21 protein-coding genes are annotated in these 21,562 nt (G+C 56.0%); 11 read left to right on the forward strand and 10 right to left on the reverse strand.

Annotated elements, in window-relative coordinates; all coding sequences use genetic code 11:
• Positions 1–240 precede the first annotated feature (240 nt).
• Complete coding sequence (locus AZE99_RS11065; RefSeq protein ID WP_443027820.1) at positions 241–2,037, forward strand: hypothetical protein; 1,797 nt, start codon at positions 241–243, stop codon at positions 2,035–2,037.
• Positions 2,037–6,233 carry a hypothetical protein gene (locus tag AZE99_RS11070; protein WP_067201009.1) on the forward strand — a complete coding sequence of 1,399 codons (4,197 nt, stop codon included), beginning with the start codon at positions 2,037–2,039 and terminating at the stop codon, positions 6,231–6,233. Before AZE99_RS11065 ends, AZE99_RS11070 begins: the two co-directional genes overlap by 1 nt.
• Positions 6,234–6,358: 125 nt before the next feature.
• Here AZE99_RS11070 and AZE99_RS11075 read toward each other — a convergent pair whose 3' ends face one another.
• Positions 6,359–6,763, reverse strand: coding sequence for a glycine zipper 2TM domain-containing protein (locus tag AZE99_RS11075; protein WP_067201011.1), 405 nt, complete (start codon positions 6,761–6,763; stop codon positions 6,359–6,361).
• A gap of 232 nt (positions 6,764–6,995) precedes the next feature.
• Between AZE99_RS11075 and AZE99_RS11080 the strand changes: the two genes are divergently transcribed.
• Positions 6,996–7,772, forward strand: a complete 777-nt coding sequence (locus tag AZE99_RS11080) for an SDR family NAD(P)-dependent oxidoreductase (RefSeq protein ID WP_067201014.1) — start codon at positions 6,996–6,998, stop codon at positions 7,770–7,772.
• A 43-nt stretch (positions 7,773–7,815) separates the two neighbouring features.
• On the opposite strand, the gene AZE99_RS11085 is transcribed toward AZE99_RS11080, so the two are convergent.
• Positions 7,816–8,034: a hypothetical protein gene (locus AZE99_RS11085; protein WP_067201016.1), complete on the reverse strand. Its 219-nt coding sequence runs from the start codon at positions 8,032–8,034 to the stop codon at positions 7,816–7,818.
• Between the two features lie 240 nt (positions 8,035–8,274).
• Here AZE99_RS11085 and AZE99_RS16435 point away from each other — a divergent pair, with 240 nt between their 5' ends.
• The 3 genes from AZE99_RS16435 (at position 8,275) to AZE99_RS11090 (ending at position 9,120) form a co-directional block, all read left to right on the forward strand.
• On the forward strand, positions 8,275–8,397 hold the full coding sequence (locus AZE99_RS16435) for a hypothetical protein (RefSeq protein ID WP_257721883.1): 123 nt from the start codon (positions 8,275–8,277) through the stop codon (positions 8,395–8,397).
• Between the two features lie 24 nt (positions 8,398–8,421).
• Positions 8,422–8,544 carry a hypothetical protein gene (locus AZE99_RS16440; protein ID WP_257721884.1) on the forward strand — a complete coding sequence of 41 codons (123 nt, stop codon included), beginning with the start codon at positions 8,422–8,424 and terminating at the stop codon, positions 8,542–8,544.
• Between the two features lie 105 nt (positions 8,545–8,649).
• Positions 8,650–9,120 (forward strand): thermonuclease family protein, encoded by a 471-nt coding sequence (locus AZE99_RS11090; RefSeq protein WP_231862596.1) that lies wholly within the window; start codon positions 8,650–8,652, stop codon positions 9,118–9,120.
• Here AZE99_RS11090 and AZE99_RS11095 read toward each other — a convergent pair.
• Complete coding sequence (locus AZE99_RS11095; protein ID WP_067201018.1) at positions 9,117–9,473, reverse strand: hypothetical protein; 357 nt, start codon at positions 9,471–9,473, stop codon at positions 9,117–9,119. The genes AZE99_RS11090 and AZE99_RS11095 overlap by 4 nt on opposite strands.
• Before the next feature lie 224 nt (positions 9,474–9,697).
• Here AZE99_RS11095 and AZE99_RS11100 point away from each other — a divergent pair, with 224 nt between their 5' ends.
• On the forward strand, positions 9,698–10,063 hold the full coding sequence (locus tag AZE99_RS11100) for a hypothetical protein (RefSeq protein ID WP_067201020.1): 366 nt from the start codon (positions 9,698–9,700) through the stop codon (positions 10,061–10,063).
• Positions 10,064–10,289: 226 nt separating this feature from the next.
• Here AZE99_RS11100 and AZE99_RS16515 read toward each other — a convergent pair whose 3' ends face one another.
• Positions 10,290–10,769 carry a DUF1294 domain-containing protein gene (locus AZE99_RS16515; RefSeq protein ID WP_082788342.1) on the reverse strand — a complete coding sequence of 160 codons (480 nt, stop codon included), beginning with the start codon at positions 10,767–10,769 and terminating at the stop codon, positions 10,290–10,292.
• A 191-nt stretch (positions 10,770–10,960) separates the two neighbouring features.
• Positions 10,961–11,344 carry a DoxX family protein gene (locus AZE99_RS11110; protein ID WP_067201022.1) on the reverse strand — a complete coding sequence of 128 codons (384 nt, stop codon included), beginning with the start codon at positions 11,342–11,344 and terminating at the stop codon, positions 10,961–10,963.
• A gap of 225 nt (positions 11,345–11,569) precedes the next feature.
• Here AZE99_RS11110 and AZE99_RS11115 point away from each other — a divergent pair, with 225 nt between their 5' ends.
• The gene (locus tag AZE99_RS11115; RefSeq protein WP_067201024.1) at positions 11,570–11,908 is read left to right on the forward strand and encodes a hypothetical protein; all 339 of its coding nucleotides are present in this window, start codon (positions 11,570–11,572) and stop codon (positions 11,906–11,908) included.
• 292 nt (positions 11,909–12,200) lie between these two features.
• Here AZE99_RS11115 and AZE99_RS11120 read toward each other — a convergent pair whose 3' ends face one another.
• The 4 genes from AZE99_RS11120 to AZE99_RS11135 form a co-directional block, all read right to left on the reverse strand.
• Complete coding sequence (locus AZE99_RS11120; RefSeq protein ID WP_067201027.1) at positions 12,201–13,730, reverse strand: ATP-binding protein; 1,530 nt, start codon at positions 13,728–13,730, stop codon at positions 12,201–12,203.
• Positions 13,731–13,732: 2 nt separating this feature from the next.
• Positions 13,733–14,785: a ribonucleotide-diphosphate reductase subunit beta gene (locus AZE99_RS11125; RefSeq protein ID WP_067201029.1), complete on the reverse strand. Its 1,053-nt coding sequence runs from the start codon at positions 14,783–14,785 to the stop codon at positions 13,733–13,735.
• Between the two features lie 207 nt (positions 14,786–14,992).
• Positions 14,993–17,065: a ribonucleoside-diphosphate reductase subunit alpha gene (locus tag AZE99_RS11130; protein ID WP_082788343.1), complete on the reverse strand. Its 2,073-nt coding sequence runs from the start codon at positions 17,063–17,065 to the stop codon at positions 14,993–14,995.
• Positions 17,066–17,573: 508 nt separating this feature from the next.
• On the reverse strand, positions 17,574–17,918 hold the full coding sequence (locus AZE99_RS11135; RefSeq protein WP_067203586.1) for a hypothetical protein: 345 nt from the start codon (positions 17,916–17,918) through the stop codon (positions 17,574–17,576).
• Between the two features lie 431 nt (positions 17,919–18,349).
• Between AZE99_RS11135 and AZE99_RS11140 the strand changes: the two genes are divergently transcribed.
• Together AZE99_RS11140 and AZE99_RS11145 are read left to right on the forward strand one after the other, a co-directional pair.
• Positions 18,350–18,676, forward strand: coding sequence for a DUF6481 family protein (locus AZE99_RS11140; RefSeq protein WP_067201034.1), 327 nt, complete (start codon positions 18,350–18,352; stop codon positions 18,674–18,676).
• A gap of 218 nt (positions 18,677–18,894) precedes the next feature.
• A complete protein-coding gene (locus tag AZE99_RS11145; protein WP_067201035.1) occupies positions 18,895–20,418 on the forward strand; it encodes a fumarate hydratase in 1,524 nt (507 codons plus the stop codon).
• A gap of 157 nt (positions 20,419–20,575) precedes the next feature.
• On the opposite strand, the gene AZE99_RS11150 is transcribed toward AZE99_RS11145, so the two are convergent.
• Positions 20,576–20,800 carry a hypothetical protein gene (locus AZE99_RS11150; protein WP_067201038.1) on the reverse strand — a complete coding sequence of 75 codons (225 nt, stop codon included), beginning with the start codon at positions 20,798–20,800 and terminating at the stop codon, positions 20,576–20,578.
• Positions 20,801–21,180: 380 nt separating this feature from the next.
• Here AZE99_RS11150 and AZE99_RS11155 point away from each other — a divergent pair, with 380 nt between their 5' ends.
• Positions 21,181–21,450: a hypothetical protein gene (locus AZE99_RS11155; protein ID WP_067201040.1), complete on the forward strand. Its 270-nt coding sequence runs from the start codon at positions 21,181–21,183 to the stop codon at positions 21,448–21,450.
• Positions 21,451–21,562 lie beyond the last annotated feature (112 nt).

Below are 21,562 nucleotides of genomic sequence, written 5' to 3' on the forward strand. Positions count from 1 at the left end.
TCCCAGCGTGCCTCAGTCGAGGATATGGAAGCGTCATTGGCTGCTTTGCTGGCAGGGGAAAGATTTGCCTGGATTCGTTCAAATTCTGCCGATTTTGGTACAAAATTTGGCATGGGCGGACCAGATCCGGACGAAGAAGAGGCAGAAAAGGACGAAAAAACCGCAGCGGACCCTACGGCCCTGAAACATGCCTCCAATTCTTCCAATCCGGAGCAATCCGAAACCCCGGATCAGCTGGAAATGGACTTTGACAGCCTGGCTGCCGATGACGCCCTGATCGACGGCCGACGCCGGCCCGGTGTCCAGAAAAGCCTGCCCGATCCGGTGACCCAGAATAATCCGGGTGCCGTCAATGCCCCGCCGCCCGAAGCTTTCCCCACCGACGAATTTCCGGTCCCCGACCGCTGGCGGATCATGCAAAGCCTCTGCCCCGCCAAGGGCGGCGACCAGTCGATCTACACCCTGTTCGGCGCCTTGCGGAACAACTGCCAAAGCACGCTCAATCCCTATGCCCAGAATGTTCTGAAAGGCGACAAGCCGATCCCGGCGGACAAAAAACCCGGCTTTCTCAAGGGCGATGACTGGTTCTTCGTCGCCAATCTTATTTCCGATACGGTCGTCGAACCCCGCAGCTTTCCTATCCCGGTCGGCGTCCAGACGACAGAACGCCCGAACAGTATCGACGTGTTCGGACGCTCCGGTTCGGAAGTCTATGCCCAGACTTTCATCACCGGATTTGCCCTGATCAAGGGTTCCACCGCTTATAAACCGCCGGACGTGGAATATCGCCTGACACTGGCAACCCAGGTCAATCATGTGAATGTGCCGGAACGCCGGGTCCTGTTCGTCGAACCATCCAAATCCTCGCACCGCACCGACTGGTTCGTCGGCGTGCAGGAGGCGTTTTTCGACTATCATATCCGCAACACTTCGGCGCGTTATGACTTCGACAGTTTCCGCATCGGTATCCAGCCGATGCAGGCGGATTTCCGCGGCTTCCTGTTCCAGGACAACCAGCTCGGTTTCCGCCTGTTCGGTACCCGCGACAACAACCGGATCCAGTATAATCTCGGTGCCTTTGTCCAGCTGGAAAAAGACACCAATTCCGGTCTCAACGACATCACCCAGACCCCGCGCGAAAGCTATATTTTCTTCGCCAATCTATACCGACAGGACTTGCCCTTTGTCGGCCTGACCAGCCAGTTCAGCCTGACCTATAATATGAACCGCGAAAAGTCCGACGTCGAAATTGACGACAACGGTTTTCCGGTCCGTCCCGCATTGCTAGGCGACCTCAGGGGCCGGGCCTATGATGTCGTCTATCCCGGCTATGCCTTTGATGGCCGGATCGGGCGGATCAATCTCACCGGGCAGGTTTACGGCGCCTTTGGCGAGGACCGGAACAGCTTCTTCACCAGCGAACCGGCGAAAATCGAAGCCTATTTCGGCGCGCTGGAAGCCAGCTATGACTTCGATTTCCTGCGCTTCCGCGCATCCGGCCTGTTCGCCAGCGGCGACGGCAATCCCTATAATAATACCGAAGCCGGCTTTGATGCGATCTTCGAGAATCCCATCTTTGCCGGAGCCGACACCAGCTACTGGATCCGCCAGACCATTCCGTTCGCCGGTGGTGGCCGGGTGATCTCGATCAATGGCCGCAACGGCATTCTCAACAGCCTCCGTTCCTCCAAGGAACAGGGTCAGAGCAATTTCAACAATCCCGGCACGATATTGACCGGCGTTGGCGTCGACGCTGATCTGACCCCCGATTTCCGGCTCTCCGGCAATGCCAACCATCTCTGGTTCCACAAGACAGAAGGCCTCGAAGCCTTGCGCGTCGAAGGGTCGATTCCGAAGGATATCGGCTGGGATCTGTCGCTGGCTGCCATCTACCGCCCGAAAGCCACGCAGAATATGGTATTTCGCCTCTCGGGCGCTGCTTTGATACCCGGAAAAGGATTCAAGGATTTGTTCGACCAGACCGATAAACGCGACTTCCACTATTCAATTTTGCTCAATGCGATACTGGCTTTCTGATGCGCTGGCGGAACCTCCTGACCGGCAATAGCAAATTGATCCTCGCAGGACTGGGCGCCTTGGCCCTGACCGTCACTCCGGCATCGTTGTTGCTGGCGGCAGGCAAGGAAAAGCCGCAGAAAGTCGATTACAGTTTCACGCCCCCTGCCCCGCAAAACCAGACCTGGGACGAAGCGCAGGTCAAGAGCAGCGGCTGCCAGACCTGTCATACGGACAGCGACCAGAAAACCATGCACGAGACGCCAGCAGTGGTGCTCGGCTGCGTCGATTGTCACGGTGGCGATGCTTCGGTTGTCGGTGACAACAAGTGGGGCAAGAACAGCCTCGCCTATATGGACGCGCTGACCAAGGCGCATGTCCTGCCCAAATATCCGGAAAGCTGGCACTGGCCCTCTTCCGCCAATCCCAAACGCAGCTATGGCCTGCTGAACAAGGAATCGCCGGAATTCGTGCGTTTCGTCAATCCGTCGGACTATCGGGTTGCGCGCGAATCCTGCGGTGCCTGCCATATGGAAATCATCGAGGCTTCCGAGCGCTCGCTGATGGCAACCGGTGCGATGCTATGGGGTGGCGCTGCCTATAATAACGGCATTGTACCTTTCAAAAATTATGTCTTTGGCGAGGCTTACACCCGCGATGGCGAGGCCGCGACGATCAAGTCTCCGGGCAATCCGCACGGCACCGTGACCGAGGCCGAGAAGAAACGCGGCGCGCTGCCGATCCTCTATCCGCTGCCGACCTGGCACACGGTTCCGCCGGGCGACATCTTCCGTGTGTTCGAGCGCGGTGGTCGCAATATCAACACCCAGTTCCCCGAGATCGGACTGCCCAATATCGGCGGCATCATCCAGCGGCTGGAAGAGCCCGGACGTCCCGATCTCAAGCAATCCAATCGCGGCCCCGGAACCGGCCTGCGCGTCGCCATTCCGGTGCTCAATATCCACAAGACCCGGCTCAACGATCCGTTCATGTGGTTCATGGGCACCAATGACCAGCCAGGCGACTATCGCCAGTCCGGCTGCGCCGGCTGCCACGTTGTCTATGCCAATGACCGCGAACCGCGGCACAGCTCGATCTGGGCGAAATATGGCCGAGACGGCCAGACCCAGACCAGTGATCCGACCATAAGAAACCTGAAAGAGGGCGAGCATCGGTTCGGCAGCTTTGGCACTTATGATGCTGCCCACGGTGCAAAAGGCGTCCATGGGGATGACAAGAAGCCAGCCGCAGATGGGCATGGCAAAGACACCGGCCATGGCGATGATCATGCCGATGAGACGGATCCCGCCAAGCGCGAAAAAGGCCATCCGATACAGCATGCCTTCACCCGCGCCATCCCGACCGCACAGTGCATGAACTGTCACATGCACCAGCCGAATATCTTCCTGAACAGCTATCTTGGCTATACCATGTGGGATTATGAATCGGACGCCCCCTATATGTGGCCGGGTCCGGACAATCTCACTCCAAAGCCAGAGGGAATGAGCGACGAGGAATATCAGAAGAAATATAAACAGCAGAAATATCCCGATGCCGAGGAAGTCCGCAAGGTGCTCGACCGCAATCCCGAAGGCGCCGCACCAAAGGGCCTCTGGGCGGATATCGACTTCCTGCGCAACGTCTATGACCTCAACGGCGATGCGAAGGACACGCAATTTGCCGACTATCACGGCCATGGCTGGAATTTCCGGGCGATCCTGAAACGGGACCGCGACGGCAATCTGCTCGATGCCGAGGGCAATCAGGCAAGCTACGGCACCGATGCCGACAATATCGTCGCCAATGATGACCCGGAAAAATTCCGCAAGGAAGGCGAAGGGAAATTTGTCGAACCGGGTATAAATCCGGGAAAATCCGTCCATATGATGAGCATCCATGCCGAAGTCGGCATGCAGTGCGCTGACTGCCATTTTTCGCAGGACAGCCACGGCAACGGCCTGATCTACGGCGAAGTGGCCAATGCGGTCGAGATCAGCTGCAAGGATTGCCACGGCACCGCCGACGCTTATCCGACCCTGCGGACCAGCAATCTGGCGGCACGACCAAAAGGCAGCAATCTTGGTCTGTTGCGCAACGCCAATGGCGAGCGGCGCTTCGAATGGTTCGAGAACCCCGAGGGCAAGCGGGTGCTGATCCAGCGGTCTATCGTCGATCCCGAGCTCAGCTGGCAAGTCAGTCTGGTCAAGGATAGCGTCGATCGTTCGCATCCCGACTTTAATCTCAAGGCGGCGCGGGCGAAGCTTATGTCCAAAAGCGGAGCAGAAACGGGCAAATATGCATTCGGAAGCGGCGTTCCGAAAGAAGAACGGGCGCATAAAGACGAGAATATGGTCTGTTTCACCTGTCATCTCAGCTGGACGACAAGCTGCGGTGGCTGCCATCTGCCAATCGAAGCCAACTGGCAGGCCGACAGCCACAAATATGAAGGGGGTACGACAAGGAACTACGCAACCTATAATCCGCAGGTCGCCCGCGACCAGATGTTCCAGCTCGGTCGCCACCAGACGAGCAAAGGCAATGTCATCGCTCCGGTCCGCTCGACATCGGCCCTGATCCTGTCCTCGACCAATATCAACCGAGAACGCATCTACGTCCAGCAGCCGCCGATTTCCGGTATCGGCTTTTCATCGCAAGCTTTTGCGCCGCATTTCCCGCACACCGTGCGCAAGAACGAAACCAAGCAATGTTCCGATTGTCACGTCAGCGAGGCTAATGACAATAATGCGATCATGGCCCAAACACTTCTGCAGGGTACGAATTTCGTGAATTTCATCGGCCTTCACGCCTGGGTCGGGCTGGAAAAGGGCTTTGAAGCGGTCCGGGTTACCGAATGGGATGAACCGCAGGCCGTCATCGGCTCCTATCTGCAGAAATATGCCTATCCGGACTATTGGAAGATGCATGTCGAGAATAACAACCGCGAACTGATCGACTGGGTACGCGGTGAACGGCTCGACAAGAATCTGTCCGGCGAAACCAAGGCGCTCGAAGAGTTCAAAAATGTCGTTCAGGGCACCAGCGATGCCGTTCGCTGTCTACAATTGCGCGGCGAATATATGTTTGTTGCCGAAGGCAAAGGCGGTTTCCGCGCCTATGATGTCGCGTCAATCGGCAACAAGGGATTCTCGGAACGCATCGTCAAGGCGCCCTTCTCGTCGCTTGGTCATGACACGCATGTAGACACCAAGAACGCCACCTGCATGGCACTGGCCACCAACCAGCCGATTGCACCAACCCGCAACACCAAGGAACTGCGGGAGGTCAACGAGGAACAGGCTTTCCATCCGATCTATAATTATGCAGTGATCACCGACAGCGAAGAAGGCCTGATCCTGGTCGATATCAACACATTGGCCGATGGCGAATTCCGCAACAACTTCTTCAAGCGCAGCCTGACCTGGAACGAAGGCGGAGTGCTTGACGGAGCACAGCATATCACGCTGGCCGGTCATTATGCCTATATTACCACGGTTGCAGGATTGACTCTGATCGATCTCGATGACCCGCTGAAACCGCGGCATATCATCACCATTCCGATGACCGATGCCAGAGCCTCGGCGCTGCAATTCCGCTATCTATGGGTTACCGATGTCGACGGCGTGAAACTCTTCAATGTTACCGACATGGAAAAGCCCGTTGCAGTGCCTTCAGGGACGATACCGCTGCGCAACGCCCGGCGTCTCTACCTCGCCCGTACCTATGCCTATATTGCGGCGAAGGACGAAGGTCTGGTGATCGCCAATATCACGCGGCCGGAAGCACCTACCGTTTACCTGAAGGAAACCTTCGGCGGTTCCATGAATGATGCAGAGGATGTGATCGTCGGGTCGACCAACGCCACTCTGTTTGCCTATGTCGCCGATGGACGCAATGGCCTGAAGGTGGTCCAGTTGACCACGCCCGACAGTCAGAAAAACTTCTATGGCTTCTCACCCGCTCCCAAGCCGGAACTGATCGCCTTTGCCCGTACTCCCAAACCGGCACTGGCCTTGTCCAAGGGTCTGGACCGCGACAGGGCGGTGGATGAGACAGGCGGACAGATGGCGGTCTTCGGCCGGCTCGGTTCGCGACCATTCACCCGCAGCGAGATGCAGCGCTTCTACCTGAACAGCAAGGGGGAGCCCTATTTTGTGAGGGACGAGCCGGATCTGGCAGACTGGATCGGACCGGTTCCGCCGTTGCTTGCCAGACCATAGAAATGAGCGGGGGCCGCGCTATAAAACAGCACGACCCCCTGTCCCCCAATACGCAACTCGAGGGAATTAACGACCCTGCGCAACATGGCGCCGGATTTAGTTCAAAAAGTTGAAACGCAAAGGCGTCAGCAGTTGCCGTCGATCGCACGACCGGCCAATGCACCTACTGCACCGCCAATGATCGCACCTTCGGTCTTGTCACCGCGACCGGCAATTTCATTGCCCAGCAGACCACCGGCTATCGCACCGATGATCGTGCCACCGGTTCCGCGGTCACAGCCCCGATAGCGACGGTTGCTGGAATAGCGATTGTCACGGTAGCGGCGCTGGTCCCGATAGTCTCGGCGATCACGATAGCGGTCGCCACGATAATAGTCTCCGCGCCGATATTCGCGATATCCGTCGCTACGCGCCTGCTCGTAATATCCGCCATTGTAATAGCCGCCGCGTGCTTCTGCAGGAGCGGCAAAAGCCATTGTTGCAATAGCTGCGGTTGAAATGGCTAGACTTCCCAAAATTTTGTTGATCATTTTCTTCACTCCAAAAGGGTTCTCCCGGAACCCGAATCAATTGCTGCCTGACAAACATGCTTCTAGGAGCGCTGGCTTGACCAATTGCTGAATGCTGACTTTATCTAAGGTTCATATTTGACGCCGTTTTTATGAATATATTGAACCAAAGCATCAGGACTAGCTTTTTAATCCATTGTCGCCTGTCACCCCGTCCGATAGCAATTGGCCGATATAAAAAAAGGGAAGAGCGATGAAATTGAACGGCAAGACAGCGGCGATTACGGGCGGCACGGCGGGTATTGGTCGCGGGATTGCCGAGGCTTTTCTGGCGGAAGGGGCCAATGTTGCCTTGATGGCGCGGAATTCGGAGAAAGGTGCCGAAGTTGTCGCGGAACTGGGGGTTGGGGATCGGGCGATTTTTATTGCGGGGGATGTGATGGAGCAGGATCAGGTTGAGGGGTTTATTGACCGGACCATCGCGCATTTTGGCGCGATTGATATTCTTGTTAATAACGCGGGCGGCGCGGGGGATCTGGCCTCTCTCGTGGATCTGACCGACGAAGCCTTTGATATGGCTATGAAATGGAACATCTATTCTACTTTCTGGGCGACCCGCCGGGCGCTCAAGCCGATGATTGCGCAGCAATGGGGCCGGATCATCAACATCAGCTCGACCGAGGGCAAGATGGGCAAGCCGACCTTCGCGCCCTACACGATTGCCAAACATGGCATCAACGGCATGACCAAGGCAGTGGCCCAGGAAGTTGGCACTTCGGGTGTCACGGTCAACGCGATCTGCCCCGGCCTGATCCTGACCGACCTGATCATGCAGGGTGGCCCTGCGACGGCGGAAGGGCTCGGCATGACGTTCGATGAAATGATCGACATGTTCTCGCAGGAGAGCGCGCTCAAGCGGCCGGGCAAGGTCGAGGAGGTCGCGGCGATGGCGGTGCTGCTGGCATCGGAGGCGGGCGGCGGGATTACCGGCGGGACGCTGAGCGTCGATGGCGGCACCGCGCAATATTGAGGCGAGCTGCCTGAACCGGCGCTAGCATTCCCGACTTCAGGGCTCAGGGCAGCAGTTCTTTGCGCTTGCTGGCGACATCCTTCATGTCGGCCCAGGGATCGGCGGGCTTCCCGTCGGCTCGAGACACGGCCGCATCCGGCGCGGTCGCCACTTCGGCTGGCGGATCGGCGGCGACGCAATAAGCGGTGACCAGCACCATCGCTGACCACCACAGCGCGTTGCCGCGGCTGGCGAAGACTCGTGTGAGGCGGGGTCCGAACATGGCTTTGCCGATAGCATCCCCAGATTAACAACTTGTCGGCGTGAGCTCGCGAAATTGAATGCCAAATATTAGTATATTTCCCCATTATTCAGTTTCGGTTCATATTCGCCCGACTGCTAAATGTAGCTATCCACCTGTTATATATAGTTTTTCCAAAACTGGCACGCCCTGTGCAATGCTATTGGCATCTTCGCAAGATAATTTGCGAAGCAGCAGTTTAAACCAAAAAGGAAATTCAACATGACCAACGCAAACATCCAGAACCAAGTCGCCGCCGCTTTTGCCGCTCTTTTCACCGCCGCAATTTTCGTCAGCGCTTCGATCGCCCCCGCCATGAACAACGCTACCGCTCTGGTCGCTTAATCCACTGATAAAGGAACCCCGAATATGTTGTCCTCCAAATTTCAAAACCGTCTCGCCGCAGCCTTTGCCTCTTTTGTTTCGGCTGCCATCCTGCTCAGCGCCTCGATCGGCCCTGCAGTGAACAACAGCGCATCTTTGGTGATCTGATCACCGAAGATGCCCCGGGCGGCATCAACCGCCCACCTTTGTTTCTCCGCCATTCTGACCGCCAAGTTTAAGCTCTTTTAACATCTCCCCGCTATTTTCCAGCCGGTGAACAACATCCGCTGGCCCACCTTCATCCTGATCACCGTCGCCATGTGCACGGCGCTGTTTCTGGCGATCTTCCTCAGCGGCGGACCGGCCACCACCACAGCAGCGGTCGGCATCGATCCGAACCGCGCCAGCTTCGGCATCTGCTTTGGCCCGGACCGTTACAGCTGCGTCGTCGACGGCGACACGATCTGGTTCGAGGGCCGCAAAATCCGCATCGCCGATATCAACACCCCGGAAATATCCAGCCCCGGCTGCGCCGCCGAAGAGCGGCTCGGCCAGCAAGCCAAGGTCAGGCTGCAGGCTCTGCTCAACCAGGGCGCTTTCTCGCTGCAATCGATCGACCGCGATCAGGACCAATATGGCCGCGATCTGCGCATCATCACCCGCGACGGGCACAGTCTGGGCGAGACATTGGTCGCCGAGGGTCTCGCCGAACGATGGCAGGGCTATCGCCGCAACTGGTGCTAGGCCGCCTGCCCCGCCTTGCGCGACACCAGCCAGGCCAGCGCGAACATAGCCATGAACAATCCGTCGACCATAGCGCCGAAAAATACCGGGCCCATCGCCACCCGTCCCTGCGTATAGAGGATGGTCACCGGCAGGAAAAAGGACAGCTTCTCCAGTATCGAGATCGGGATCAGCGCGCGATAGCGGCCGGGATCGATGGCGATCAGGATGAAGATCAGCTGGAACACCAAAGCGATGCCGATGAAACCATAATAATATTCCGGTCGCGGACCGGCTTCGGCGAACAATCCGGGGACCAGCGCGAGGAAGCCCCAGGCGGCGGCGAGAGCAAAAATGATTCGGATGGATTTCATGGCGACTCCGGGTTGAACTTTACAAACTTTACAGTGTTAAAAGGAAAAATTCCTGCTCGCCCCAAAATCACGATTTATCGCATTTTTTCAAAAGGCTGGATCAAATTGGCGGCATAGTTTCTCATGACCCGGCCTTTAGCATAAAGGCCGGATGTAGGACAGAGCACGCGCCGGAAAATTGCCAACAGGATAGCAAATCCGGCGCGGCGTGATATTGGGCGTTCATGGAAAAATATCGTCACATAATCGGCTGGGGCGCGATCGTCGTTGCGGCGCTCAACTTTCTCCCGCTGCCCCTGCCCGCGCTGCCACCGATGCTGACCGGCTCGATGCTGCTGCTGTTGCCCGGCCTTGGTCCGATCCTGATGATGCTGTCGCCGATGCTGCTCTTTGCCGCTGGCATCGGTCTGGTGAAAGGCTGGGATGGCGGGCGGAAGCTGTTTGTTGTCTGGTCGGTGATTGGCGGATTGTCGGCGCTTGCGGGGCTGGAATATGATCTGGTGCGGGCAGTGGTGGATCTGGCGGTGATTGGGGCTTCGCTGACTGTGGTGCTTTGGGGTGACTGGCGAAGGTTGTTGCCGCGGCGCTAGGGATGTTCGGTTGAAATTGCCCTCTCCCATAGGGAGAGGCAACGAAGACTTCCCCGGATGAAATCCGGGGTTAGTCGTAGTCGATGAGGGGTTGTGCACTTCGGGAGGTTCCGACCCCTCACCGAGTTGCGCTAGTCAGACAAGCTGACAAGCTGACAAGCTCCACTTGCCTCTCCCTATGGGAGAGGGCAATAATCCGGCCCGTTGTTCATTTTCAAATACCAGCTCACCGCCCGCGATAAGGTTCGCAGGCTATGCCGTCACCATCCCGATCCAGTTCGAACCGATAGCCTGGGTCACCAACATATAGCGGCGCAGCGCCGGCGCTACGGGCGGCGGTGCAATTGGGATAATAGGCGCTGGATTGCGGCCGCTGGGCGAAACTCTGCACCATTTCGGCCTGCGCCGGTCGGGACAGACCGCCCGGCTCGTAAAAATAGACGCCGCAGAAGGTCAGGCCGATCAGCTGGATCATCGCGATATTCTGCAATCTGCCATTGAACGGTTGCTTGCGGGTCTTGTGGCGGAACAAAGCCCGGCCGGCATAAGCGCCCAGTGATCCGCCGAACAGCGCCAGTTTCAACAGCGTTGCCTCCGACACCCGCCACCGGAATTTTTCCGCCTGGATCTTGTCCCAGCCGAACAGGACGAACGTCCAGGCGTTGATCAGGATGAAAGCCAGCAGAATGTTGGGCGCGGTCAACATGATGCGAATGTATCGGGGGATGTTTAAAAACTGGTGAAAGGTGCGTTTGGGGTAAGAGGTCCGACAAGAGCAGTCGTCATCCTGAACTTGTTCCAGGACCTCCATCGGCAGCGCGCGAACCTTGAGGGATCCTGAAACGAGTTCAGGATGACAAAGGATGGATGGCGAAGGATGGATGACGATATGTCGCGTTACGCTTTGCCCCGCTTGCCATCGACGCTCCAGATGCCGGCGCCGCGGGTGGCGATGTACAGGAAGAGGAAGCAGTAGAGCGCGATCGTCTCGCCGCCATTGGCGATCGGGAACAGGCCCTGCGAGCCGTGCGCCATCCAGTAGCCGACCGCGCACATGCCGCTGGCGATGAAGGCGGCGGGGCGGGTGAACAGGCCCAGCGCAATCAGCGTGCCGCAGATCACCTCGATCCCACCGGCGGCGTAGAGCATCGGGTTCATCGGATATTCGAAGGCGATGGGAAAATTGAACAGTTTCTGGTCGCCGTGCATGGTGAACAACAGACCCGCGATGATCCGCAGCAGCGCGTAGCTATGCTCTTTATATCCATCCAGAAATTTCATGATTATTCTCTCCCCCTGTTGATGGAGAAAGCTATGGCAGGCCTTTCGTAGCGTCAATGTGGTTTCGTCATTGCGAGCGCAGCGCGGCAATCCTGTGCGTCGCCCGCCGCCCTGGATTGCCGCGTCGCTTTGCTCCTCGCAATGACGGGGCTTCCCTCTGCAACCGCGCTTCACGGAACAAATCCCCCTCCGGGGTGTTGAAAGACCAACAGAAAGAGGAACAGCATGACCGAAGACCAGAACAGCAACCAGTCCCAGCGTGACGATGCGCAGGCGCAGAAATTTGCCGAGAAGGCGCAGCAGCAGACCAAGGCCAAGCGCGAGGATGTCGCGCAGAGTCGCCATGGCGGCGAGCCCGACCCAGCGCAGATCATCCCCGACGACACGCAGGACACGGTCGACCATATGAAACAGATGGTCGAAAGCGGCCGCATCGAAGGCGGCGCCTTCGCCGGCGAGCGCAATGATGATGACGAAGAAAGCGATCTCGGGATTTTGGACGAAGCCGAGGATGATGCGCCGTTGAGCGAGAAGGGTGGCGCGGATTTTGGGAATTCGGGGTGAGGTTTTGAGGGGAGCTTTGGCGCTCCTTTGTCATTCCCGCGCAGGCGGGGATCCAGTTCAAAGAAAATGTCGCGCAGCGGCTTTGTTCATTCACTGGTTTCCCGCCTGCGCGGGGATGACAAGCAGGGAATTCGGGCACTGTCACGGCAGCGAATCGTTATCCTAAACTTGTTTCAGGACCTCCCGAGGGTGCGCGCTCTGTCGGAAGGGATTCTGAAACGAGTTCAGAATGATAAAAAAAGGAATTACTATCTGGAAATTAGTGTATTTATTAAACTGACTCCATAATTCCTTATATACCGAGATCCGTTACAAATTGAGTGGCTTTGTCTAGAACATACTTTTTTATATGAGCTTCAGTGAGTGTATTCTGCGTTGCAACCATTTCACCTTTTATGCCCACACCAGTTGTGCGCCAGGTTGGCTCCAGACAGATAAAATCATTCTCACCAATTTTAATCAATATATCTGGCTTCAATGAACTATTTGGCAAACTCTGCTTTTCTGATGTCACAACTAGAGTTGACGCGTCTTCTGCCAAACACTCCGCTAACAAGCCCCCAACGGCTTTGTTAAGCGGCTTATCGTTGGAAGAGGCGAGAGCTTGGATTCTTTGATATTCATCTGCCGTTTCCTGAACAAACTTTCCGCTACTCTTAAACGGAGTATTAGGTACATTTACCTCGGTCAATATAGCTTTATACAGCCTACTTGCCCTTATGGCCTTCTTCGCGCCCTCCCGATTTGTAGAAGGCTGCTTTAGCTGCCCCTTTACATCCGGCGACCCCATCGATCTGATCGCAGCTAGACATACATTTGGTGGAAGCGGAAAGAGCCTAACGTCAATAGCCCGTAACAAATGAGCAAGACTAGTACGTCTCTCTCGCCATTCTTTAACATAAATGCTATCATTTCCAGGCTGATCTATGAACTCGCCGATAAGGTCAATATCGACCTTATTGCGAGTACCTTGAGTTAAAGCAGAAGCGGTTGCATTTACCGCCTTTAGATCATCTCCTGGCAATACCACCCATAATCTAGCTCTAACTTTTTCTTTTAGAACGGACCAAGTGCTATCTCGGGTTTCATCTGCTATCTCATCCAGTTCAGCGAAATAATCAGATATTGTTTGACAGTTTGGAATGATTTCGTTTGCCGCAGCTCTAGTGATTCCGAAAGCTTCCAAGCCATCACCCGTTAAAGTACGGCTAGTATTATCTGCTAAATCAAAGTATTTCTCTGAGGGCACACCTTTGAAATGAAAACGCCCCCTACTTTTGGCATCAACCATACTATCACGGCCGATCTGCCAAGCAGTTTGAGCCACTTGGGTTGCCTTCTCGTCATCGGTAATAGGCCAAATAACTAGTACTTGCCCTTCTGGAATACGAAATGTTTCTAGAAGATCAGCAAACATTTCTTCAACTTCATCGAGATCACTAGGCTTAGGATTGTCACGCTTCTCAATAAGTATAATTCTTTGTTTCCGATCTTCAGCGAGGTGGTTTTGCTCAACAAACCTCGGCAAGTCCCGAATTGGCCTATCAGATGGGAAAGACTTTACTCGAATTTGTTCAAAGAATCGTGGCAGAGTTTTTAAGAACGTTGTTTTTCCTGAACCAGACAGTCCATAGAAAACCTCAATCAGGCCACCGCCGCCAGTCCTTACACGACGAAGCAGTGAGTCAACTTGCTTCGCTGCACTTTCTACCCTTTCAACAATTTGAGATGGGTCGATCTCTGCAATTTTTGCTTTTTGCTCTAAGAACTCCCATCGCCTTGGCAACTGCAGCTTTGGCAAAATGTTCTCAGCATTATTCATAACTACTCCGCAGCAACCCCTGCCTCTTCAAACATATCCGGCCCGTCATCGGCAACCGCTTCGTCCTCGTTCGCGACCTTGCCCTTGCGCTGGTCGAAGCTCGACCAGACGTCATTCCATTCGCCCTTGGTCGCCCCTTTGGAATATTCGGTGGCGCGGGCTTCGAAGAAATTGGCGTGTTCGACGCCGTTGAGCAATGGCGCGAGCCAGGGCAGCGGGTGTTCTTCGACCATGTAGATCGGCTGGAAGCCGAGCTGGCCGAGGCGCCAGTCGGCGATATAGCGGATATAGCGCTTGATTTCCTTGGCGGTCATGCCGGTGACCGGGCCATCGCTGAACGCGAGGTCGATGAAGGCATCTTCCAGCCGCACGGTTTTCTGGCAGCAGTCGATGATATCGTCGCGGACCGACTTGGTCAGGCAGTCGCGTTCCTGCACGAAGGTGTGGAACATCTTGATAATGCCTTCGCAGTGGAGGCTTTCGTCGCGGATCGACCAGGTGACGATCTGGCCCATGCCCTTCATCTTGTTGAAGCGCGGGAAGTTCATCAGCATGGCGAAGCTGGCGAACAGCTGCAGTCCTTCGGTGAAGCCGCCGAACATCGCCAGCGTCTTGGCGATATCCTCGTCATTCTCGACGCCGAATGTGCCCATATAGTCATGCTTGTCCTTCATCGCTTCATATTCGAGGAACATCGAATATTCGCTTTCCGGCATGCCGATCGTGTCGAGCAGATGCGAGTAGGCGGCGATATGGACGGTTTCCATGTTGGAGAAGGCGGTCAGCATCATCTTGATTTCGGTTGGCTTGAACACACGGCCATATTTGTCGTGATAGCAATCCTGCACCTCGACATCGGCCTGGGTGAAGAAGCGGAAAATCTGGGTCAGCAGATTGCGTTCGTGATCGGTGAGCTTCTGCGCCCAGTCACGGCAATCCTCGCCGAGCGGCACTTCTTCCGGCATCCAGTGGATCTGCTGCTGCCGTTTCCAGAACTCGTAGGCCCAGGGATATTCGAAGGGCTTGTAGGTTTTGCGTGCTTCCAGAAGTGACATGGTTACTCGTTCTCCGCTTTACTCGTCGCCCCGGCATTGGCTGGGGCCTAAATCAATCTTGTTTCACACACCATATTTTGGTCTGGATCCCAGCCTTCGCCGGGATGACAATTGATGTGCTGCGCGCGCCTTTACTTTCAAAAAACGGCCCCCTCCCAAAAGGAGCAAAGGGAGGAGGCAGTGGGCAAACTGCCTGTGCCGCGCCGCCTATTGGCAGGCGAGACATTCGTCATAGTCGGTGGTGCCGGCGGTGGTCATCAGTTCGACCGTTTTCGGATCGAGCGTATTGTCCGCCTCGACGCCCCCCGAGATATTGCCGGTTGCCGGTTCGCTCATCATCGTTTCGCCACCGGCAAAACCGGCGCGCTGGATCGATTTCGAGCGCAGATAGTAAAGCGACTTGATGCCCAGCTCCCAGGCGCGGAAGTGGAGCATCAGCAGGTCCCACTTGTCGACATCGGCGGGGATGAACAGGTTCAGCGACTGTGCCTGATCGATATAGGGCGTACGGTCGGCGGCGAGTTCGAGCAGCCAGCGCTGGTCGATCTCGAAGCTGGTCTTGTACGTGTCCTTTTCCTCGGTGCTGAGGAAATCGAGATGCTGGACGCTGCCACCCTTTTCGAGGATCGAGTTCCAGATATTGTTGCTGTCCTTGCTCTTCTCCTGCAGCAATTTCTGCAGATGCGGGTTCTTGACCACGAAGCTGCCGGAGAGCGTCTTGTGGGTGTAGATGTTCGCCGGGATCGGTTCGATACAGGCCGAGGCACCGCCGCAGATGATGCTGATCGACGCGGTCGGCGCGATTGCCATCTTGCAGGAGAAGCGCTCCATCACGCCCTGATCGGCTGCGTCGGGGCAAGGGCCGCGTTCCTTGGCGAGCATCATGCTGGCTTCGGACGCTTTCGCCGAAACATGCTTGAAGATCTTGAAGTTCCACGATTTTGCCAGCGCGCTTTCGAAGCCGAGGCCGCGGGCCTGAAGGAAGCTGTGGAAGCCCATCACGCCGAGGCCGACGCTGCGTTCGCGCATCGCGCTATATTTCGCCCGCGCCATTTCTTCCGGCGCGCGGTCGATATAATCCTGCAGGACATTGTCGAGGAAGCGCATGACGTCCTCGATAAAGCCCTTCTCGACCGACCACTCGTCCCATTTTTCGAGATTGAGCGAGGACAGGCAACACACTGCCGTCCTGTCCTCGCCCAGATGATCACGACCCGTCGGCAGTGTGATCTCGGAACAAAGATTGGAGGTGGACACCTTGAGACCCAGATCGCGGTGATGCTTGGGCATCATCCGGTTCACCGTGTCGCTGAAGATGATATAGGGCTCGCCGGTGGCCAGCCGTGTTTCGACCAGCTTCTGGAACAGGCTGCGCGCATCGACGGTGCCGCGGACCGAACCGTCTTTCGGCGACTTGAGATCAAATTCCTTGCCGTCGCGGACCGCTTCCATGAATTCGTCGGTCAGCAATACACCGTGGTGCAGGTTCAGAGCTTTCCGGTTAAAGTCACCGGAAGGCTTTCTGATTTCAAGAAATTCTTCGATTTCCGGATGATTGACGTCAAGATAGCAAGCGGCCGAACCACGGCGCAAGGACCCTTGCGAAATCGCCAGGGTCAGGCTGTCCATCACGCGGACGAACGGAATGATGCCGGATGTCTTGCCGTTGAGGCCGACCGGCTCGCCGATACCGCGAACGCTGCCCCAATAGGTGCCGATGCCGCCGCCGCGCGATGCGAGCCAGACATTTTCGTTCCAGGTGTTGACGATGCCGCCGAGACTGTCGTCGACGCTGTTGAGATAGCAGCTGATTGGCAGGCCGCGACCGGTGCCGCCATTCGACAATACCGGTGTAGCCGGCATGAACCAGAGCTTGGAAATCGCGTCATAGAGGCGCTGCGCATGTTCCTGATCATCGGCATAAGCGTCGGCCACGCGGGCGAACAGATCCTGATAGGATTCGCCGGGCAACAGATAGCGGTCGTTGAGCGTTTCCTTGCCGAAATCGGTCAGCAGATCGTCGCGGCTTTCGTCCTGCGTAATCTTGAAACGGCGTTTTTCAACACTGTGGCTGTCACGCTCGGCCTTCAATTCCTTTTCGTCATTGGCCTTGGCCGAAGCGGCCTCTGCGGCTGCCTTCTTGCTGACTTCCGGTTCGCTGGTTGGTCCTGTATTTTCGGTTTTGCTTTTTGGCGTATCCAATACTTCCGCGCCCATTTCACTCTCACTCACATCTGTTCCCGACAAGGTCTCGTTGTCGCGGTTGTCTCTAAAATCCATCAAAGCCCCCTAAAATCACTCTACTAATTCAACAATCACAACGGCCTACAGGCCAATTGACCACCGGGATTTCAATAGGGCATTTGTTCCTGTCTTGTTCGACTCGAGCCGAAGCCCTTATCCTAACAGTATTAACGCCTCAGAGGGCATTTATTTTGCTGCCCAAAACCCCGTTTTTTTCGTTGTCATTTGGCACAAAGGGAGACGTCCACCGAGTCGGCGTTCCATACGACTAATACTATAAGTTGGTGTGCCCCCTATGCCGAACCACAACCTATAGTGGCTGAATCGAAATTTTATGCAAGGGGGTAAATGACGTTTTAAGGACTCAGTTCGTCGTATAAATGAATCGCTTCGTCGAACAGCGATTCTTGCCGACAGGCCGCGACGCGTGGTCGCGCTAGGCCTCCCGCAATGTGCAATAGCAGATAGCAATATTTACAAAAATAACTGTCCACCATTCATGCACAGGGGGTTGTTACGCAATTGTGGCACCATATCTGGTAGCTCACTCTTTCGCTCGCGTCTGGCCGAGCAACAATTTGCGCACATCACCATCCACCTGCCCTGCGACAATGAAAAGATAGACGGACAGAAACAACATCCCGCCCACCGATGCGATTGCGCCAAGCGCGAAGCCGGACGGCGAAAAATTATGGCGCCACGCTACCCAGAGCGCCGACAGCAGCAGAAAGCACATGAAGTCAAAGTTGAACTGGCCGGGCCAGCCCATCGCTACCATGTCACCAAAGAAAATCGGGAGCAGGTTCCAGCCATGGGCGGAAATGGTGATTCCGGTATAGATCGTGATTGCGATAAAAATCATCGCCATGAAAATTCTGAATAGCGTCATGATTTGCCCCTCTCCAGGCTTGAATTTGATCGACATACTATAGGCCAGGAACATCCTGCCATAAATTGTCTGCCACATAAGCGGCGAAAATATCAATTCTTCCTCGCCAGCCCGACAATCGCTTGCCTATATCTAGCCGCCCTGACCAATTTTCATCTTCGCTGCAGGCTCCCCAATCAGACAGCATGATGAGCAGCTCGGCTGGTGGCCCCGTTGCAGAGATCGGCAATCACTCACTCAATATTATATCTGCCGGGCACCCGGTTGCTGCCATTCCAAGGTTCAAACCCACCTGCATCGCCAACGGTTATATTCCCGTTTCGTCTTCTACAACTTGCCCGAAGGCTCTAATGACTGTAGGACTTGCCACGCTTTTCGCGAACTATCCGATGCTTAAGCACCATCGCTCAATCAAGGAATAATGAACTCAGATGCCGCCATTTTCAGAACCGACTTTTCAAGAACGCACTCAAATGGCGGCCAAAGCCAAACAGGCTGCACTCAAAAAATTGAAGGCAAAGGCGCCGCTCAGCCCGGAAGTCATAGCCGAACGCAAGGCAGCCCAGTTGGCACGCGAACAGAAGCAGGCGATCGCACGCGAGGAGAAACGTGCGGCATTCGAGCAGTTGAAGGCCGAACGGAAAGCCGCGAAAGAGCAAGCGAAACCGAAGCTCGCACTTGGCCTGACCGAAACCGAGAAAAAAGCCGCCCGCGACGAGCGCTACGCGAAACGGAAAAAACGCAAGAGCAAGAGATAGGCCGCGCAGGAATAGCCCTTTCGGTTTCGACAGGCTTTCGTAATTCGTCGTGATTGGATTTGCGGCTTCAATGCGCCGATCACGCAACTGCAGGGCCGCTCTCCTGTCTCCGCAATCAGACATGTCTGGTCGCGGGCTGTATCACAAAAACTTGCTCGGTCCGGTCATATCCGTCAATAGGCAGTCCGATCTACAATCGTCAGTTTTTCGGAGCCAATATGACCGTCACCATCAAGACCGCCGATCTCATTGAAAGCGTCGCCGATGCGCTGCAATTTATCTCTTACTATCATCCGATGGATTATATCCGGGCGCTCGGCAAAGCCTATGACGCGGAGAAATCTCCGGCAGCCAAGGATGCGATTGCGCAGATCCTGACCAATTCGAAAATGTGTGCCGAGGGGCACCGGCCGATTTGTCAGGATACGGGTATCGTCAATGTCTTCGTCAAATGGGGCATGGATTGCCGGCTCGACGATACATCGCAATCGATGCAGGAAATTGTCGATGAAGGTGTTCGCCGCGCCTATCTCCATCCGGAGAACAAGCTGCGCGCCTCGATCCTCGCCGATCCCGCCTTCACCCGGCGCAACACCAAGGACAACACGCCAAGCGTGCTGCATGTCGAGATGGTGCCCGGCGACAAGGTCTCCGTCGATGTCGCGGCCAAGGGCGGCGGATCGGAGAATAAATCCAAGTTCAAGATGATGAACCCGAGCGACAATATCGTCGACTGGGTGCTGGAAATGATCCCGCAGATGGGCGCCGGCTGGTGCCCGCCCGGCATGCTCGGCATCGGTATCGGTGGCACCGCCGAACGCGCCGTATTGCTCGCCAAGCAGAGCCTGATGGACCCGATCGACATGGGTCCGCTGAAGGAGCGCGGCCCGCGCAACGATATCGAGGAAATGCGCATCGAGATTTTCGACAAGGTCAATGCGCTGGGCATTGGCGCGCAGGGACTGGGCGGACTGTCGACCATCCTCGACGTCAAGATCAACGACTGGCCCTGCCATGCGGCGGGCAAGCCGGTTGCAATGATCCCCAATTGCGCCGCCACCCGCCATGCCCATTTCACGCTCGATGGCAGCGGCCCCGCCTATCTCGAAGCGCCGAAGCTAGAGGAATGGCCGGACGTCAACTGGACACCGTCATCGGAAGCCAAGCGGGTGCATCTCGACCAGCTGGACGCGGCAGAAGTCGCAACATGGAAGCATGGCGACCGCCTGTTGCTCAATGGCAAGATGCTGACCGGTCGCGACGCTGCGCACAAGAAGATCAAGGATATGCTGGACGCAGGCGAAGAATTGCCGGTCGAATTCAAGGGCCGGGTCATCTATTATGTTGGCCCAGTCGATCCGGTTGGCGAGGAAGTGGTCGGTCCGGCCGGTCCGACCACCGCAACGCGGATGGACAAGTTCACGGACATGATGCTCGAACAGGGCCTGCTGGCGATGGTCGGCAAGGCCGAACGCGGGCTGGACACGATCGGTTCGATCAAGAAGCACAAGAGCGCCTATCTGATGGCGGTCGGCGGCAGCGCCTATCTGGTGTCGCGGGCAATCAAGGGATCGAAGATTGTCGGCTTTGAAGAGCTCGGCATGGAAGCGATCTACGAATTTGAAGTACAGGACATGCCGGTCACGGTGGCGGTCGATGCCGAAGGGCAAAGCGTGCACCATCTGGCCCCGCTGGTTTGGCAGGAGAAGATCAAGAAGGAAGGATTGCTCGAGAGCGCCTGATATCGCGAGACAATCCCAGCCCGCAACCACGAACAATATTCGTGGTTGTTCGTCCAAAAAAGACGGAACGCGAAAATGCGCCGCCAATCAGAGGCGATTGAGCGGCAAGGGCCGAGCTGATCTGATTTGGCGGAATATCGCCCGATCGGTTACGGGTTTAAATGTCCCGGCGTGTTGTCGTGGTCGTCGTCTCTGCAACAGCGGCATCCGGCGACAGGTCGCGCGTACGGGTGCGGTTGGTTGCTGACATTAGCCCTATTCCAACCAGTATAACCGCTCCAACCGCGATATAGGTTGGCGGAGCGCCCAGCAAAAATGCGCCATAAGCCAGCCCGCCAACGAAAACGAAAAAGCCGATCATATAAAGTGAAAAAGACGACATCAACGATACTCCTGTTATACCAGGCACGCGCCCGGCATCATAGATACGCCGGACGCAGTCCGAGGTTGCACCAATGGCGAATTGTTATCGGGCCCTTTATTATCGGGTCCTGCCGGTTGGCCGCATGGGATGCGCCATTCCGATCGACCCGGTTTTCGAGTTTTGACCTCTAATATGGTCAGGCGGTACGTTGTTTTCATCATCGTCGCGGGGAGCCAATTTGCCTTACACCGCGTTTACACCGGGATCAGCCCCCCTTCCCTCCGCAAGACACTCAAGGGAGGGCCGGCCAGATAATTTCTGACCGCTTCTTCGTCCGTGACTGAAGGAATGTTCTGTCCGCGAATGACAATGGCTGCAAATGGGCTTATATTGAAGCCATGTATATTTTTATCATCTTCCTGTGCGGCATCGGCAATTTCGCCATGCACAAGGCCATGCTCGAGAGCAACCATCCGATCATGGCTGAAGCGCGTGGCAGTTTCCGGAAAATACTCGGTCCCCATGGCAGCTATTTTCTGGAGTTTTTCATGCTCGTCGCGGCGATGATTTTTGCCAATATGGGTATGCTCACCGCCGTGATTTTCTATTTTATCTATACGCTTGCCAATTGCGCGGCAGCCTGGGTGCTTTTTTCTAACAAGCATTGAGATTAGAGAGGCTTATCACCCAAGATGGGCAACGCTGTTTGTCCGACTACGAACGTAGTTTATCGAAAGCCGGTATCGGCTGCAACCAATCGAGCATAGCAGCGCTCCATTC

The organism is Sphingorhabdus sp. M41 (assembly GCF_001586275.1).
GTDB lineage: Bacteria > Pseudomonadota > Alphaproteobacteria > Sphingomonadales > Sphingomonadaceae > Parasphingorhabdus.

Coding starts and splice junctions, on each gene's coding strand:
- AZE99_RS11155 (WP_067201040.1), top strand. CDS start 21,181: ATGTATATTTTTATCATCTTCCTGTGCGGCATCGGCAATTTCGCCATG.
- AZE99_RS11125 (WP_067201029.1), bottom strand. CDS start 14,785: ATGTCACTTCTGGAAGCACGCAAAACCTACAAGCCCTTCGAATATCCC.
- AZE99_RS16515 (WP_082788342.1), bottom strand. CDS start 10,769: ATGTTGACCGCGCCCAACATTCTGCTGGCTTTCATCCTGATCAACGCC.
- AZE99_RS11085 (WP_067201016.1), bottom strand. CDS start 8,034: ATGTTCGGACCCCGCCTCACACGAGTCTTCGCCAGCCGCGGCAACGCG.
- AZE99_RS11095 (WP_067201018.1), bottom strand. CDS start 9,473: ATGAAATCCATCCGAATCATTTTTGCTCTCGCCGCCGCCTGGGGCTTC.
- AZE99_RS11130 (WP_082788343.1), bottom strand. CDS start 17,065: ATGGATTTTAGAGACAACCGCGACAACGAGACCTTGTCGGGAACAGAT.
- AZE99_RS11150 (WP_067201038.1), bottom strand. CDS start 20,800: ATGTCGTCTTTTTCACTTTATATGATCGGCTTTTTCGTTTTCGTTGGC.
- AZE99_RS16440 (WP_257721884.1), top strand. CDS start 8,422: ATGTTGTCCTCCAAATTTCAAAACCGTCTCGCCGCAGCCTTTGCCTCT.
- AZE99_RS11145 (WP_067201035.1), top strand. CDS start 18,895: ATGACCGTCACCATCAAGACCGCCGATCTCATTGAAAGCGTCGCCGAT.
- AZE99_RS11135 (WP_067203586.1), bottom strand. CDS start 17,918: ATGACGCTATTCAGAATTTTCATGGCGATGATTTTTATCGCAATCACG.
- AZE99_RS11110 (WP_067201022.1), bottom strand. CDS start 11,344: ATGAAATTTCTGGATGGATATAAAGAGCATAGCTACGCGCTGCTGCGG.
- AZE99_RS11115 (WP_067201024.1), top strand. CDS start 11,570: ATGACCGAAGACCAGAACAGCAACCAGTCCCAGCGTGACGATGCGCAG.
- AZE99_RS11075 (WP_067201011.1), bottom strand. CDS start 6,763: ATGATCAACAAAATTTTGGGAAGTCTAGCCATTTCAACCGCAGCTATT.
- AZE99_RS16435 (WP_257721883.1), top strand. CDS start 8,275: ATGACCAACGCAAACATCCAGAACCAAGTCGCCGCCGCTTTTGCCGCT.
- AZE99_RS11140 (WP_067201034.1), top strand. CDS start 18,350: ATGCCGCCATTTTCAGAACCGACTTTTCAAGAACGCACTCAAATGGCG.
- AZE99_RS11120 (WP_067201027.1), bottom strand. CDS start 13,730: ATGAATAATGCTGAGAACATTTTGCCAAAGCTGCAGTTGCCAAGGCGA.
- AZE99_RS11065 (WP_443027820.1), top strand. CDS start 241: ATGGACTTTGACAGCCTGGCTGCCGATGACGCCCTGATCGACGGCCGA.
- AZE99_RS11080 (WP_067201014.1), top strand. CDS start 6,996: ATGAAATTGAACGGCAAGACAGCGGCGATTACGGGCGGCACGGCGGGT.
- AZE99_RS11100 (WP_067201020.1), top strand. CDS start 9,698: ATGGAAAAATATCGTCACATAATCGGCTGGGGCGCGATCGTCGTTGCG.
- AZE99_RS11070 (WP_067201009.1), top strand. CDS start 2,037: ATGCGCTGGCGGAACCTCCTGACCGGCAATAGCAAATTGATCCTCGCA.